At 63.9% G+C, this 14727-nt stretch carries 14 protein-coding genes and 1 pseudogene; 8 read left to right on the plus strand and 7 right to left on the minus strand.

The genetic code is table 11. From position 1 onward, the window contains the following. Positions 1-5 precede the first annotated feature (5 nt). Positions 6-2105 carry a choline BCCT transporter BetT gene (gene betT / locus H556_RS15650; protein ID WP_155802446.1) on the plus strand — a complete coding sequence of 700 codons (2100 nt, stop codon included), beginning with the start codon at positions 6-8 and terminating at the stop codon, positions 2103-2105. A 167-nt stretch (positions 2106-2272) separates the two neighbouring features. Here betT and H556_RS0108490 read toward each other — a convergent pair whose 3' ends face one another. Beyond that, positions 2273-2758 (minus strand): MarR family winged helix-turn-helix transcriptional regulator, encoded by a 486-nt coding sequence (locus tag H556_RS0108490; RefSeq protein WP_024354028.1) that lies wholly within the window; start codon positions 2756-2758, stop codon positions 2273-2275. Positions 2759-2822: 64 nt separating this feature from the next. Here H556_RS0108490 and H556_RS0108495 point away from each other — a divergent pair, with 64 nt between their 5' ends. From H556_RS0108495 to H556_RS15655, 4 genes and pseudogenes are all read left to right on the plus strand, one after another. Further along, entirely contained in the window at positions 2823-4598 is a 1776-nt protein-coding gene (locus H556_RS0108495) for an N-acetylglutaminylglutamine amidotransferase (RefSeq protein ID WP_024354029.1), read from the plus strand. Beyond that, positions 4588-6333, plus strand: coding sequence for an N-acetylglutaminylglutamine synthetase (gene ngg, locus H556_RS0108500; RefSeq protein ID WP_024354030.1), 1746 nt, complete (start codon positions 4588-4590; stop codon positions 6331-6333). The genes H556_RS0108495 and ngg overlap by 11 nt, the downstream gene beginning before the upstream one ends. A 19-nt stretch (positions 6334-6352) precedes the next feature. Further along, a complete protein-coding gene (locus H556_RS0108505; protein ID WP_029673408.1) occupies positions 6353-7465 on the plus strand; it encodes an osmoprotectant NAGGN system M42 family peptidase in 1113 nt (370 codons plus the stop codon). A gap of 457 nt (positions 7466-7922) precedes the next feature. Beyond that, positions 7923-8493: pseudogene (locus H556_RS15655) on the plus strand (tyrosine-type recombinase/integrase). Positions 8494-8532: 39 nt separating this feature from the next. Here H556_RS15655 and H556_RS16545 read toward each other — a convergent pair. Continuing rightward, entirely contained in the window at positions 8533-9129 is a 597-nt protein-coding gene (locus tag H556_RS16545; RefSeq protein ID WP_024354031.1) for an immunity 53 family protein, read from the minus strand. Between the two features lie 414 nt (positions 9130-9543). Here H556_RS16545 and H556_RS0108520 point away from each other — a divergent pair, with 414 nt between their 5' ends. Next, positions 9544-10074: a hypothetical protein gene (locus H556_RS0108520; RefSeq protein ID WP_024354032.1), complete on the plus strand. Its 531-nt coding sequence runs from the start codon at positions 9544-9546 to the stop codon at positions 10072-10074. A gap of 390 nt (positions 10075-10464) precedes the next feature. On the opposite strand, the gene H556_RS0108530 is transcribed toward H556_RS0108520, so the two are convergent. The 5 genes from H556_RS0108530 to H556_RS0108550 form a co-directional block, all read right to left on the minus strand. Further along, complete coding sequence (locus H556_RS0108530) at positions 10465-10674, minus strand: cold-shock protein (protein ID WP_024354034.1); 210 nt, start codon at positions 10672-10674, stop codon at positions 10465-10467. Positions 10675-11009: 335 nt separating this feature from the next. Continuing rightward, complete coding sequence (locus H556_RS16315) at positions 11010-11306, minus strand: hypothetical protein (protein WP_024354035.1); 297 nt, start codon at positions 11304-11306, stop codon at positions 11010-11012. Positions 11307-11498: 192 nt separating this feature from the next. Next, the gene (locus tag H556_RS16825) at positions 11499-11801 is read right to left on the minus strand and encodes a glycoside hydrolase family protein (protein ID WP_191742480.1); all 303 of its coding nucleotides are present in this window, start codon (positions 11799-11801) and stop codon (positions 11499-11501) included. Further along, on the minus strand, positions 11750-11899 hold the full coding sequence (locus H556_RS16320) for a hypothetical protein (RefSeq protein WP_155802447.1): 150 nt from the start codon (positions 11897-11899) through the stop codon (positions 11750-11752). The genes H556_RS16825 and H556_RS16320 overlap by 52 nt, the downstream gene beginning before the upstream one ends. 603 nt (positions 11900-12502) lie before the next feature. Continuing rightward, positions 12503-12739: a hypothetical protein gene (locus tag H556_RS0108550; protein WP_035302840.1), complete on the minus strand. Its 237-nt coding sequence runs from the start codon at positions 12737-12739 to the stop codon at positions 12503-12505. An 869-nt stretch (positions 12740-13608) separates the two neighbouring features. Between H556_RS0108550 and H556_RS0108565 the strand changes: the two genes are divergently transcribed. Together H556_RS0108565 and H556_RS0108570 are read left to right on the plus strand one after the other, a co-directional pair. After that, complete coding sequence (locus H556_RS0108565) at positions 13609-13959, plus strand: hypothetical protein (RefSeq protein WP_024354037.1); 351 nt, start codon at positions 13609-13611, stop codon at positions 13957-13959. 20 nt (positions 13960-13979) lie between these two features. After that, positions 13980-14615, plus strand: coding sequence for a hypothetical protein (locus tag H556_RS0108570; RefSeq protein ID WP_024354038.1), 636 nt, complete (start codon positions 13980-13982; stop codon positions 14613-14615). Positions 14616-14727: the final 112 nt, after the last annotated feature.

Genomic DNA, 14727 nt, shown 5'->3' on the forward strand with positions numbered 1-14727 from the left:
CCGCCATGAGCCTCCCATCGACGAAGATGCGCCCGTCGCGGGATGACCTCGTCAAAGGCCCTGAAGAGGTGCTTGAGGACCATCAGGCTCATGTGAACTGGCGGGTGTTGCTGATCTCGTCGGCGGTGATCCTTTCCTTTTCGCTGTGGGCGATGCTTATGCCCGGCGAGGCGCGCGCCGCGATGAAGGCGGTCGTCGGATGGATATCGACCAACCTCGGCTGGTACTATGTGCTGACGGTCACCATCGTCGTCGGCTTTGTCCTCTGGGTGGCCTTCTCCAAGGAAGGCGACGTGCGGCTGGGGCCCGATCAATCGCGGCCGCAGTACAAGCTCGTGACCTGGGTGGCGATGCTGTTCGCCGCGGGGGTCGGCATCGACATGCTGTTCTACTCGGTCACAGGCCCGGTCGTGCAGTATTTGCAACCGCCGTCCGGCGCGGGTGGTACGGCCTTGGCGCGACAGGAAGCGGTCGTCTGGACCATGTTCCACTACGGCATTGCCGGCTGGTCAATGTATGCGCTTCTCGGCATGGCGATGGGGTATTTCGCCTATCGGTGGGGGATGCCGCTGTCGATCCGCGCCGCGCTTTATCCGCTGTTCGGAAAGCGTGTGCGCGGCGCCCTGGGCGACGGCATCAGCATCATCGCCCTGGTCGGGACGGTGTTCGGCGTGGCCACATCCATGGGCATCGGCGTGGTGTTGCTGAGCGTGGGCTTCTCGCTGCTGTTCGGCCTGGAGCAAGGTCTTGCATTGCAGATCGCCCTGGTAGCGGTCGCGGTCGCCCTGACCATTGCGGCCACGACCTCAGGGGTGGATCGAGGCATCCGCTGGATTTCGGAGCTGAACCTGTGGAGCGCTGCGGCGATGATGCTCTACATTCTGTTCACCGGTCAGACCGCCTTCCTGTTGAACGCCCTGGTGGAGAACATCGGACGGTTCCTGGTCACCCTGCCAGAACGCACATTGCAGACCTTTGCCTATGAGCCTGGCGGCGCAGAATGGATGGGCGGCTGGACGCTCTTCTTCTGGGCCTTCTGGCTGGCCTGGGGGCCGTTTGTTGGCGTCTTCCTCGCCCGCATATCGCGTGGTCGAACCTTGCGTGAGTTCGTGATCGCGGCGATCACGGCGCCCGTCCTCTGCGACTTCATCATCGTCTCCTTCTTCGGCAACTCTGCGCTGTTTGAAGTCCTTCAGGGCAATACGGCGTTCGCCAAGTTGGCGGCCGAAAGCCCGGAAGAGGGGTGGTATGCGCTGCTGGCCATGTTCCCCGCGCCGATGTTCCTGATCGGCCTGGCGACGCTCTCGGGCCTGCTGTTCTATCTCACCAGCGCGAACTCCGGGGCGATGGTGACCTCGAACTTCTCGACGTCGATCCCCGATCCCTCGCACGACGGTCCGAAATGGCTGCGCATCTTCTGGGCGGTGCTGACGGCGCTTTTGGCCATCGCCATGCTGCTGGCTGGGGGTGTGACGACGATGGAGTACGCGACACTCATCTTCGCGCTGCCGGTGACGATCATCGCCTATCTGGTGATGGCGTCCTTCTACAAAGCATTGCGGATGGAACGCGCTGATCGCGAAGGCCAGGTGTTGCGGCGACGCTCCATCGCGCCCACGGGCGGCCATGTGCCCGAACGCTCCTGGAAGCAGCGGCTTGAGCGGTTGCGCGCCTTCCCCTCGCTGCGCCAGGTCACGCAGTTCCTTGACCGCACGGTGCGGCCGGCCCTGGACGACGTCGCCGCAGAGTTTCGCGCTCAAGGCTATGCGGTCGAGCAGACCGTCGTGCCTGGCGCGAGCGGCGTCGATGAGCCCGTGCTGCGGGTGATGCTGGATGCGTTCCGGGCCTTCCACTATCACGTGGCGGTGGTTGAAGCGCCGGTGCCTATGTTCAGCGGCCGGATGTCTCGCGAGACCGACCTTTACTATCGCCTCGAAATGTTCACCCAGACGGGTTCGGGCGGCTATGACCTGATGGGGCTCACGCGTCAGCAGGTGATCGACGACGTGCTGGAACGCTACGAGGCGCACCTGGCGTTCCTCACCCATTCGATGGAGTCGGACACTGCATCCGTGCTCACGCCCCGGATGCCGCCCGCTGGATAAAGCTGCGCGCAGCGCAAGGGTCGGCACGGCGGCACAGGCCGTGCGTACTCGCAGACGCGCCGCCTGCGGAGGGCCAGCCAAGCGTTGCGCATCCAGGCTAAGAGGCCTGGTGGAACGCGACAGGCTCATGATGGAGCGCGACACGCCGGCTCCTGTCCGTCGTCCTCTCAGAGGCTTAGAGGATCGGGTTCGGACGCCATGTCGGGAGGCGACATAAGGTCCGCGAGGGCGGCGACGGCGCCCGCGATCTGCCGCCGTTCGTTTGCAGGCAGCAGCGCCAGCCTCGTCAGCACATCGGCGTGAAGCAGGTCCGGGGACTCGGCCAGAGCTTTGTGGCCCGGTTCAGTGAGGCGTGCGTGGACGATGCGACGATCCATCGTCGATCTGTACCGCACGATGAGCCCGCGCGCCTCCAGGCGGTCCAGCACGGCCACGACGGTCGGCGGCGACATGGAGACGTCCCTGGAAATGGCGCGGGTGCTGACCTCGCCGAGATGGCGGATGGACTGCAGCACCAGAAGCTGGGGAAGCGTCAGGCCCGTCAACCGGGCGATTTCCCGCGAGCGGACATCGATCGCCTGGCCGATGCGACGGACCGCGCGCACCAGAGACTCGTTGGCGTCAGCGGCTGAAGGCAGGGGAATTTCGCTCATCGGGTTGAACTCATTCGTGGACTAACCATTTGTACACGCTGCATCAACATTTCAAGGAGGGCCCATGTGCGGTCTTAGCGGCGAGATCAACTTCGACGGGCGCCCCGCCGATGCCGGCGCGGTTCAACGGATGACGGACGCCCTCTCGCCTCGCGGACCGGATGGGTCCGGGATCGTGATGCGCGGGCCAGTGGGGTTGGGGCATCGACGCCTCAAGATCATCGATCTGTCCGAGAAGGCGCAGCAGCCGATGGTGGACGCCAACCTCGGCGTCACCCTGGCCTTCAACGGCTGCATCTACAACTACCCGGAATTGCGCGAGGAACTTCAGGGGCTGGGCTTCCGCTTCTTCTCGCACGGCGACACAGAGGTGATCATCAAGGCCTGGACGGCCTGGGGCGAGGCCTGCGTCGACCGGTTCAAGGGGATGTTCGCCTTCGTCCTCCACGAGCGCGACAGCGGTCGGATCGTAATCGCGCGTGACCGCTTCGGCATCAAGCCGCTGTATCTGGCGGAACGCGGCAAGCGGCTGCGCTTCGCCTCGACCCTACCTGCGCTTCTGGCGGCGGGGGAGGTCGACAAGACGATCGATCCGGTGGGGCTGCACCATTATATGACCTTTCATGCGGTAGTGCCGCCGCCGCACACCCTCCTGAAGGGTGTGAAGAAGTTCCCCGCAGCGACGATCCGGGTGATCGAGCCGGACGGCGCGTCGCGCGAACGGGTCTACTGGCGTCCCGACATGACCCGCCATGTCGAAGACGCCGCCCTGACCGCCGAGGACTGGCGCGACCAGGTGCTGGATGGCCTGCGCACGGCGGTGAAGCGCCGCATGGTCGCCGATGTCCCGGTCGGCGTGCTGCTGTCGGGCGGGGTGGATTCCAGCCTGATCGTGGGTCTGCTGGCTGAGTTGGGGCAGAAGGACCTGATGACCTTTTCAGTCGGCTTCGAGGAGGCCAACGGCGAGAAGGGGGATGAGTTCGTCTATTCCGATCTGATCGCCCGTCATTACGGGACGAAGCACCATCAGATCTTCGTGCCGCACCAGCGGCTGATGGACGCCCTTCCGGGCACGATCGCCGCCATGTCCGAGCCGATGGTCAGCTACGACAATGTCGGCTTCTACCTGCTCAGCCAGGAAGTGTCGAAACACATCAAGGTCGTCCAGTCCGGGCAAGGGGCCGACGAGGTGTTCGGCGGCTATCATTGGTATCCGCCCCTGGTCGGGGCGGCTGACCCGGTCGAGGCCTACGCCCGCGCCTTCTTCGATCGCAGCCACGAAACCCTGAAGACCCAGCTGAACGGCGCCTATATGACGGATGTCGACGTCAGCCGGGCTCTGGTCGAGGCCCATTTCGCGCAAGCCGGGGCGCAGACGCCGGTCGACAAGGCGCTGCGGCTGGATAGCCAGATCATGCTGGTCGATGATCCGGTGAAGCGGGTCGACAACATGACCATGGCCTGGGGTCTGGAGGCGCGCGTGCCCTTCCTCGACCACGAACTGGTCGAACTGGCTGGCCGCATCCCGCCGGAACACAAACTGGCCCAGGGCGGCAAGGGCGTGCTCAAGGAGGCGGCGCGCCTCGTCGTCCCTTCAGAGGTGATCGACCGCAAGAAGGGCTATTTCCCGGTGCCCGCGCTCAAATACATCCAAGGCCCCTATCTCGACCTTGTGCGCGAAACCCTCACCAATCAGGCGGCGCGTGATCGCGGCCTGTTCGACAGGGCCTATCTGGATCGCCTGTTCGCTGACCCGACGGGACATATCACCCCTCTGCAAGGTTCGGAGTTGTGGCAAGTCGCCGTCCTCGAGATGTGGATGCAGCAACATGGCGTCTGACCTTCGTCTCGCGCGCCCCAAGGCGCACCGGCTAAAACGTCTGCGCCATGAAGGGCTGAAGCCCCCCGTGCAGGCCGGCCGCGAGCCTGCGCGGGACGCGGTGCTGGACTGCGGCTGGGGCCGCCTCCTGTTCGCCCAGACCTTCGAGACCGCCGCGCCCCTGGTCGAGGCTTTGCGCGCGGAGGGGCCGGATCGCCGCGACATCGCCTTCTACGTCCGCAATCCCCACGTCCTGCTCGCCTCTGCGCCGCAGGAGGTGTTCCTTGATCCGTCCCATACCTATCGGCTTGACCTGGCGACCTATCGGTCCAGCCGCCGTCAGCCGCGGGGCTTCACCATTCGCCGCCTCATGTCGGAAGCGGATGCCCATGCGGTCAATGATATCTACGCCAAGCGTCGCATGGTGCAGGCGCCGCCGGACTTCATCTGGTCGCGTCGCGACGACCGAACCCTGTCATATTTCGTCGCCGAGGACCTGGTGACGGGGGCGGTAATTGGCACGGTGACGGGGGTGAACCACGCCCGCGCCTTTGAGGATCCGGAGAACGGCGCATCCCTGTGGTGCCTGGCGGTTGATCCCCAAGCGGCCCAGCCGGGGATCGGGGAGGCCCTGGTTCGCCGCCTGGCGGAGCACTTCAAGACGCACGGCCTAGCCTACATGGACCTTTCGGTCATGCACGATAACGCTCAGGCTATCGCCCTTTATGAGAAACTGGGCTTCCGACGCGTCCATTTCTTCGGCGTGAAGCGCAAGAACCCGATCAATGAAGCCTTGTTCGTGGGACCCTCTGACGACCATGCGCTCAACCCCTATGCCCGGATCATCGTGGACGAAGCGCGACGACGGGGCATCCAGACCGACATCATCGACGCAGAAGGGGGGCTGTTCCGCCTTTCGTGGGGCGGGCGGTCCGTCCGCTGCCGCGAAAGCCTTTCTGAACTGACCTCGGCCGTGGCCCTCAGCATCTGCGACGACAAGCGGGTGACCCGCAGGGTCGTGGAAGCCGCCGGAGTGCGCGTGCCCCGCCGCATCGATCCGCAGGATCTCGACGCGATCGACGAAGCGCTGGAGACCTATGGTCAGTTGGTGGTCAAACCCGCGCGAGGGGAGCAGGGCAAGGGCGTGGCCGTGGGTCTGAAGACGATGGCCGACGTTCAGGCGGCTCTCTTGCGAGCACGGCGTATCTGCCCGGAAGTCCTTGTCGAGGAGCAGGTGGAAGGCGAGGATCTGCGCCTGGTCGTGATCGACTATGAGGTCGTGGCCTGCGCCGTGCGGCGTCCGCCGCGCGTCATCGGCGACGGTCGCTCGACTTTGCGCGCTCTCATCGAGCATCAGAGCCGCCGACGCGCCGCGGCCACGGGCGGGGAATCCAGCATCCCCATTGACGCCGAGACGGAGCGCACCCTGGCGGAGGCCGGTTATGGCCTGGATGATGTCGCAGGAGAGGGCGAGGAGATCCTTGTCCGCAAGGCGGCCAACCTGCATCTGGGCGGCACCATCCATGACGTCACGGATAAGGTGCATCCGGTTCTGGTTGAAGCCGCCATGGCGGCGGCGCGGGCCATCGACATCCCGGTGACGGGGATCGACCTGATGGTGCGTGCGCCCGATCAGCCGGATTACGCCTTCATCGAGGCCAATGAGCGCCCTGGCCTGGCCAATCACGAGCCCCGCCCCACGGCAGAACGGTTCATCGATCTGCTGTTCCCGCTGTCGGCGCGCGCCGACGCCTGAGACTATATCAGGAGCGACCTTGACCTCCCCGAAGATCGACCTGGACTACCTGAACGCCCGCCTGGGGGAACTACTGAATTTGCCCAGTCCGACGGGCTACACGGACGAAGCCGTCTGGGCCCTGTGCCGAGAGCTGGAGCGTCTGGGCCTGGATTATGAACTGACCCGACGCGGCGCGATCCGGGTGCGCCTGCCGGGTCTCGAAGCTATTCCGGCGCGGGCCGTCGTGGCGCACGTCGATACGCTCGGCGCCCAGGTGAAGGCGGTGAAGGACAACGGCAGGCTGGAGCTTGTGCCAATCGGCCACTGGTCGTCACGCTTCGCCGAGGGCGCGCGCTGCACCGTCTTCGCGGAAGGCGGAGGCTATCGCGGAACGATCCTCCCCCTGAAGGCCTCCGGGCATGCCTTCAACGAAGAGGTGGACGATCAACCCGTCAATTGGCGTCAGGTCGAACTGCGGATCGACGCCGTGATCCACGGGCGAGCCGACACCCTGGCTCTGGGCGTGGATGTCGGCGACATTGTCGCCATCGACGCCCAGCCCGAGTTTACCGACAGCGGTTTCATCGTCTCGCGCCATCTCGACGACAAGGCGGGCGTGGCCGTCATGCTGGCCGCCCTGGAATGCATGCTGCGCGAGGAACGCACGCCGACGGTCGACACCTGGTGGCTGTTCACGATCGCAGAGGAAGTGGGCGTAGGAGCCTCCTCCGTCCTGGTCCCGGACGTAGCGGCGCTGGTCACAGTGGATAATGGAACCACCGCGCCCGGCCAGAACTCGTCCGAGTTCGGGGTCACCATAGCCATGGCCGACCAAACCGGACCCTTTGACTGGCACCTCTCGCGCAAGCTGGTGCAACTGGCTCGGGACCACGACATACCGCACCAGAAAGACGTGTTCCGCTACTATCGTTCGGATTCCGCCTCGGCCCTTGAATCCGGCGCCGACATCCGCACAGCACTGGTGACGTTCGGCGTGGACGCCAGCCACGGCTATGAGCGTATCCATCAAAACGCTCTGTTCGATCTCGCCCGGCTTTTGATCGCCTATGCCCAGAGCGGGGTGGAGATCGAGCGAGACGCCCGCGCGCTGACCAGCATCCGCGGTTTCACGCATCAGCCCCGCATTTGACGCGGTGAGTTTACCGCACGCGGCAGCGCGCGCGAATACCGCTCTCCCTCTTGCGCTGGTCGTGAACTTACAGGTCCGGTTTCACACTGAGGTCGGACTGGGCGTACCCGCCCCGCTGTGGTCGCCGTATCCCGGCGAGCTGCGAAGTCTGGCCGTAAGCCCCCTAAAGTTCATGCTCTACGTCAAAGATGGCTAGGCGGAGATCATCGTCCGCGGTTTGCGCGGAGCGGAGCGTCCGACTTTCGTCCTCTTGGGCGGTGACGGCAGGTCCACGACCTTATCGCCTGGCCGGACAGCAGGCATTCCTCAGGCCTGTGAATGTCGCCTCTCGGACAGGGTGGCAATGTCCGCAACTGGCGCTGAGGAGATCCTGAGAGCGTAGACTGGCAGCTGACAAAGGGTGGCGACCGTAATGGAGGTTGGCTATGCGCCAGTCTGACCTGTTCATTCGACCCTCATTGGTCCCAAGGCGCCGCTGAAGCCGAAGCATATCTGGGCAATTCCACAGCAGTTGAAAGTCGCTAGGAAAGTGCGCGACCTTGCGATGTTCAACTGCGCTCTGGTTTCCAAGCTGCGGGCCTGTGACCTAGTTCGGCTCCGGGTTAGCGATGTGGCGCCCGGCGGCGTGCTTCGCCAGCGCTCGATTGTCATCCAGCAGAAGACCGGAAGGCCTGTTCCTTTCGAGATCACGGAGCCTGCGCGCGACGCCATCGCCGCTTGGCTGACGAGCCGTGGACAGCGCGATGATGACTGGCTGTTTCCGAGCCGCCAGCCGACCAGGTCAGCACATTGGCGCCCCTCAGTACGCGCGGCTCGTTGATCGTTGGGTTCAGATGATCGACCTGGAACCGCAGGGTTACGGGACCCACAGCCTCAGGCGGACGAAGGTTGCGCTCGTTTACAAGAAGACGGGCAATCACCGGGCATGTCAGCTCCTGCTCGGCCACAGGAAGCTGGAGAGCACCGTCAGATACCTCGGCATCGAAGTGGACGACGCCCTGGAAATATCAGGACAGATAGATCTGTGACTGGCGACCGGGCCCGAAAGCGGGCCCGGTCGTTGTCGCCTAAGGGAGGTTAGCGGACCTCGCTTGCCAAGCACGAAATACACCGATCAAATCCGGCAGGTTGTGCGGACCACCATATGCTTTGAATTTCTGTTGCTCGACCTTGGCATGCCACCATCCCAAGTCGCCGTCCAAACCCTGTCCCGCTTCCGCCTCGGACATGTTGTGGAAGACAGGCGTGAATGGCTGTTCCGCTAACGATGTATCCGTCAGATCAACCGTGAGGCTCCAGCCCGGATTGTCGAGCGTTTCCACTGTGATCCCGTAGGCGTGTTCCCAGTCTTCATCGCACTGCGAGAAATACCACTGCGTCAGCCATATTAGTGGGTCGGCAGATCCAGTTGGCTCAGGCGCAGACCACTCTGATCGCCGACGGTCGAACAAAGCCCGTTGCGCATTGTTGATGCTGTCCGGCTCTAGATCGACCTCCCGCTTCGAAGGCGGCAACACCCAGCCGGGCTGATCCCTGTCGTAGAACAGAGTGCCATGGATGCCGTTGGCGTCGCGCTTCAGAATAGGGCGCGACCACAACGGCGTAAGTAGCGCCTTCGCTCGATCCTCGCCAAGCCGGTCGAACACGTCTTCAACGACATCCATATCTTGATCAATGCCGGGGAACAGTTCAGCGAACTCTTCGTCCGTGGCTTGGAAGATGCTGAAGGTCGCGTTCCACGCCCCGTCGATGATCTGGATATTTTTCAGGATGGCAGATTAGCAATAGAGACGTCCCGAACGTCGCCTACGGGTTGTAAGCTCCCTTCTCCACTTTGTCCTAAACGAGACGCTGCAAAACAAAAAGCCCCGCCACCCGGCGAAGGCGACGGGGCGCACAGCGCACGACCCAGCTACTCCGCCGCGCCCGTTAACCTGACGAGCTGATCACGGCTCTCGACCTCATGGCCGCGTGCGCTGGCGGGAGGGCCTGTAGCGCTTGGATCAGGGCGCGGCACCCCATCTCTACGGATCAGGCGCCTGCGAGCCTTATCGGACAGGCGTCAGGTCAACGGAGACTTGACCGTGCCCCCCCAAACTACCGACCTGGAGCGTCGCGTCCTCGCGCACGAGCGCATCCTTCAGTTCCTTCTCGCCGAGATGGCACGAGAGGACGCCCCCCTGCTGGATCGCCTCCTTGCCGCTTTCTCGCCTCAGGGGCGTAAAGCGCATCAGCATGACTATACTGACGCCGAGGACTACGCAGAGGCGTTCATCAGGCAGGTTGCGAAGCTGGGCGAAGAAAGGGCCGCGCTAAAGCCGAAGGTGGACTATCCCCCATCGCACAGCATGACGGCCTCTCCGGAAAGACCGACAGAGATTCCAGTCGTCGTGGAGCCGCGAAGTGGCGTTTGGCAGGTGAGGCGATCGACCAAGCACATCGGGGACTATCTCGACCGAAGCGCCGCAGTAGAGACGGCCCTGCAGATCGCCATCGCGGAGTGCCGTCTCGGAGCGAACGTCAAGCTCGTCGTGGAAGGCGTCACAATCTCTGTCAGCAACACCGAACACCCGCCGGGCCTTGAAGATTTGCCATCTGTCGCCAGATAGCGGCCGGCTTCAACCTCTGGAGATGCTTCGATGCGAACTGTCGTAGTGGAACCCATTGGAGATGTCTGGTCTGTTCGCGTGGACGATACCGAGCCCCAGCTGTTTGCGCGGGGGCGGGCGGCCGAGAGCGCCGCAAAAAGGATCGCGGAAACCCTGGCCGCAGCAGGGGACCGCGTCGAGCTTCACCTGTTCTTGCGCAACGGAGAACTGGCTGCGCGTTTCGTATGTCTCCCGCCGATCTCAGATGATGACAGCCCGCTTTTGATGGGCGGCAGCTTGCTCGCGCGACCGCCACTGACACAGGGCGCCGACGTTCCAGCCTAAACGAAGAAAGGCCCGCCCTCCGAAGAGAGCGGGCCTCTGATGGCGCCGGTGAACCGGAGCGTTGGCTTATGCGGCCTGCAGCTGACCTGCCGAGGTCTTGCCGGAGCGCTGATCACGCTCCAGCTCGTACGAAAGCGCTTGGCCTTCGTTCAGCCCGCTGAGGCCAGCCCGCTCAACGGCGGAAATGTGGACAAAGACGTCGCCGCCGCCAGCGTCAGGCGCGATGAAACCGAAACCCTTGGTAGGGTTGAACCATTTAACAATACCAGTAGCCATTTCCATGACCTCCGAAAAAGGTTGCCCTGAGGAAGTCTCCCGAGGGCTGTCGGGTCTAAGGAAACGGAAAATCTCGATGCGTCGCAAAGAAATAGGGCGTTACGCAGAGATATCGACATCCATAGGGTGAACGCCCCCGCCCAAACATGCAAGCTTCAGCTTTGATTATTTATCGCATCGCCGAAATGCATGTCTTTTCCGTGATTTCGAACGAGTCTTATCTTGCCGCCCTTGCGTTTTGTGCGCGCAACCCTATCTACGCTTCGAGCTTCGGCTCATGAGGCCCGTCTGAGTCCCAATGTGGCAGACGGGTTTTCTTATGCCCGTCAGCCAGGTCAAGGCGGAAGTTCAGGCGGCGGCGGGCAACTCAGTCCCTTCATTCCCAGCTCGCGATGGAACCGGCACAGGCGCCCGACCTGCGCCCATCCTGCTTCACCCCAAGCCTCGACAGCGTTATCGTGCAGCTCGCCGGCGATCCGGCTGTTCAGCACGTCGTCGGGCGGGACCGGCTTAGGCTGGACCCTCAAGTCCTCGACAGGCGGGCGGACTGCGCCCAGCGTCCCGCAACTGGCGACAGCGGCGCCTAAGCTCACGCTCATCAGGCACGCCGTCAGGAAGGGCTTGCGCGGCATGGTCTCTCTCCTCTTGCCGGTCTCGGATGGTGGTGGTGTCGGTCAGGCGTTCGCTGGCGGCTGTTTCCCGCGCGCTGGAGGCCGTTGCCTCGACCTTGGCTTGCTCGGCCGCGTGACGGTCGCGAACGCCGTCGGCGCCCCAGTGCGCGCAATAGACTCCGAAGATCATGAAGGCGGCGAGGACGGCGAAGATCAGCCAGGTGCGAGACGCTTGAGCCGCGGCAGGGCAGCGTGGATCACCCGGTTGTGCGCGCGGGCGTCCTCAATCAGCCAGGCGTCAGCCGTCGCTTCAGTGATGACCTGGCCTTCCTGGATCCCGCGCGCCCGGCCGTAGCTGACCGTCCAAGGGGGCGCCCGAGCGCTTGCCGGTCTTTGCGCGAGGCAAGAGGGGGGCGGGATATAGGCCTTGAGCCTCAGCCCCTCGTCCTTCTTCAGCGCCGCGATCAGCTCCGGGTCAGGATCGCCAGGCGCGTCCGCCGCACAGGGCAGGCCCATAGCTTCGGCCAGGCGTCAATCATCGGCACCCAGTCGGGCTTCAGCTTTCCGCCCGGCGCATGGAGGCGCACGGCGTCGAACAGGGCCTTACGGTCCATGCCGGGGAGGCATCGCAAACGCGTCGGTTGGGTCTTGGAGTCGGTCCTTATCGCCCTGCGCCTGGCGATCTTCGGCGTTCTCTATTGGATTGCGATGGGCTGAAGAGTGCCGCGCCCACGGGCAACCTCAACCAACACTTCTGCGTTCGGACTCGCCTGGAAAGGGGAGTTCAGAATGTTGCAGACACCCGTAATTCAGCGCGCATTCGAGTTGGCGGACAGCGGACGGTGCCGTATTCCTTCAGAAGTCCGAAGGACGCTGCTTAGCGAGGGCTATACCCAGCCGGACGTCTTCGGCATCGAGGGCAGAGCAACGCAGTTGCGCGACCGGTGCTGCGAGGCTTTCCAGCAGAGGTCGGCTGAAGGCCGAACGGTTCCGAGGCCTATTCCAACTCGGGTGCGGAAGTGGGCGCCGGGTAATTCTTTTCGTGGAACCTGAACCGCCGATGCTCGCTGGCGTTGCGCTCCCATGTGCATCACCTGTGAGGACCTCATAAAAGAGCGGGACAGGTATGCACGTCTTTCGCACTTGGTCTCAGATGATCGCGCCCGCACGGCGCTGGCTGCGCTCATCGTTGAGCAAGAAGAAGCGATTGCTCGGCTTCACCCAGCTCCAGCCTCCGATTGGTTGCGCCCGAAATAGAAGCCCAGGATCAGCAGCATCCCGTCCTTGAACATGGACGCCACCGGCATGACGGCGTCGGCGTAGCGCTCATCCACCATGTCGCCCGGCCCTGCGATCATCGGCAGGAAGAGCAGGTTGCCGGCCAGGGCGAGGATCGGCGTGGTGCGCGGCAGGTTGATCACCTGCGGCCACCAGCGGGGTGGTTTACGGCTCATGCCACGTCCTCCGAGCGGCGCAAGATGGTTGTTCCAAGTCGCCTCGCCTTAATCCGAACGATGCTGCCGAGTCAGCCCAGAGCAATCCAGTAGAGGACGCCGAAGATCGCCAGGCACAGGGCGATCAGGACCGACTCCAAGACCCAACCGATGCGCTTGCGATGCCTCCCCGGCATATCCAGCCCTCCCGTGAACGCCGGTACCATCTAGCTATAGCGCGCGGCTGTCGAGCGACCGAGCAAATGTGCTGGGCGACGCAGCTGCTCATGGTTGCCACCTTCATCGCCGGCGTGATGAGAAACGCTCCGTTCGACATGGGGTCTAGGTGGCCGGGAGCGCTCGACGAAACCGAGGGTGGATCGGCGGACACTTCCTCATTCAGCCACCCTGACGTCATGACGTGAAATCGTGCTCGACGAGCTGCAGCAGGGAGGCCTCCATGCCTTGCCCTGGATCAGCGCGCGCATCGTGCTGGAGGTCGGGAAAAGTGCGCTGATCACGGGCGGTGGACACCCTGCACGACCAGGCCGGGCTTGGTGGTGCCGAATGGTGCGTGCCAGCAGCATAATGACGACAACCGGACACTGGAGATCATCATGCTTTGCGGGTTTTAGTTGCGAAATGGATGTCGGGATGCGGAGCCTCATCGGGCAAGCCTTCGCGCGCAACTAAGCTCCGCTAGTCGAGGCGGTGCGCAAGGCGCCCGGGCCGTGCCCAGCGTTGGCGAGAAGGGATTTCACACGGGGGGCGGTTGTTGTGCGGGTGGTTAAGTCTTCCGCAAATGGCCGACTAGGCACGAAGTTCTCGGACGAGAAGGAACGCTTTGAATATCGGAGTCTTCTTCTAGCACCTAACAAAAGGAGAAACCCGTGATCAGAGTTCTTACAGGTCTGGCCGGAGCAGCGCTGTTGCTGGGAGCGTGCGGGGACAACCGGAATGCCGAATCCCCTATCGAAGGGCCGGTGGTTTCTGAGTCCGAAGCGCCTCGCAACCCACCCATAGACACGACACAGAACGCCGACGGGACAATCACGCCCGGTGCGAACTCCTTTACCGAGGCGCAGGCGCGAGCCGCCATTGAAAAACAAGGCTACGTGGAGGTCGGCCCTCTGAGTCAGGACGCAGACGGCGTGTGGACAGCTACCGGCCTCAAGGATGGCGTCCAGTCCAGGGTTTCGGTCGATTACAAAGGCGTCGTCACGGCCGCACCCGCTTCCTAATGGATTTGAAGGAGACTTCCATGGCTACCATAACCAGACTTTATGACACCCACACCGAGGCGATGGACGCAGTATCTGCGCTTGAGGCGGCGGGCTTCGAGGCCGATGTGATCAGTGTCATCTCAAACAACGCTGAAAGTTGGCACGAAGGCCATCGCCATCATGGGCGCACGCCCGGCGATATGAACGGCGACGGCGAGAACGAGGTCGCTGAAGGGGCCGGCAAAGGCGCCGCGACAGGCGGCGCGCTGGGCGTCGGAGCTGGCGTGCTGGCGGGGCTGGGCATGTTGGCGGTGCCGGGCCTCGGTCCTGTAGTGGCCGCTGGTTGGCTGGCTTCGGCCGCCGTGGCCGGTGCAGCGGGAGCGGCCGCGGGTGGTGCGGTTGGCGGCATTCTCGGGGCGCTCAAGGAAGCGGGCCACGATGAGGAGGAAGCCCACGTATACGCCGAAGGGGTGCGCCGCGGAGGAACATTGGTCAGCGTGCGCGTGAATGAAGCGGACCGACCCCGAGCCCAGGCTATCCTCGACGAGCGCCGGGGCTGGGATGCGCGCGCCAGGGGCGCGGCCTACCGTGAGGGGGGCTGGAGCGGGTTTGACCCGGCTGGCGCGCCCTATACTCCCGATCAGATCGCTGCAGAGCGGGCCAGATATCGTTGAGGGGCGGGCGGCGCGAGCTTAATCGCGCCGCCCCAGTCTCTATACTCGACTGGGTGAACGCGGCGTGGCGCGCCACCGGCCGATTCCCGACCCGGAAAGGGCTTGCGGCGCT

This window comes from Brevundimonas naejangsanensis DSM 23858 (genome assembly GCF_000421705.1).
GTDB classification, from domain to species: domain Bacteria; phylum Pseudomonadota; class Alphaproteobacteria; order Caulobacterales; family Caulobacteraceae; genus Brevundimonas; species Brevundimonas naejangsanensis.

Coding starts and splice junctions, on each gene's coding strand:
- H556_RS16320 (WP_155802447.1), bottom strand. CDS start 11,899: ATGGACCGTAAGGCCCTGTTCGACGCCGTGCGCCTCCATGCGCCGGGC.
- H556_RS0108570 (WP_024354038.1), top strand. CDS start 13,980: ATGGCTACCATAACCAGACTTTATGACACCCACACCGAGGCGATGGAC.
- H556_RS0108550 (WP_035302840.1), bottom strand. CDS start 12,739: ATGAGCCGTAAACCACCCCGCTGGTGGCCGCAGGTGATCAACCTGCCG.
- H556_RS0108490 (WP_024354028.1), bottom strand. CDS start 2,758: ATGAGCGAAATTCCCCTGCCTTCAGCCGCTGACGCCAACGAGTCTCTG.
- betT (WP_155802446.1), top strand. CDS start 6: ATGAGCCTCCCATCGACGAAGATGCGCCCGTCGCGGGATGACCTCGTC.
- H556_RS0108530 (WP_024354034.1), bottom strand. CDS start 10,674: ATGGCTACTGGTATTGTTAAATGGTTCAACCCTACCAAGGGTTTCGGT.
- H556_RS16545 (WP_024354031.1), bottom strand. CDS start 9,129: ATGGATGTCGTTGAAGACGTGTTCGACCGGCTTGGCGAGGATCGAGCG.
- ngg (WP_024354030.1), top strand. CDS start 4,588: ATGGCGTCTGACCTTCGTCTCGCGCGCCCCAAGGCGCACCGGCTAAAA.
- H556_RS0108495 (WP_024354029.1), top strand. CDS start 2,823: ATGTGCGGTCTTAGCGGCGAGATCAACTTCGACGGGCGCCCCGCCGAT.
- H556_RS16315 (WP_024354035.1), bottom strand. CDS start 11,306: ATGCCGCGCAAGCCCTTCCTGACGGCGTGCCTGATGAGCGTGAGCTTA.
- H556_RS16825 (WP_191742480.1), bottom strand. CDS start 11,801: ATGGGCCTGCCCTGTGCGGCGGACGCGCCTGGCGATCCTGACCCGGAG.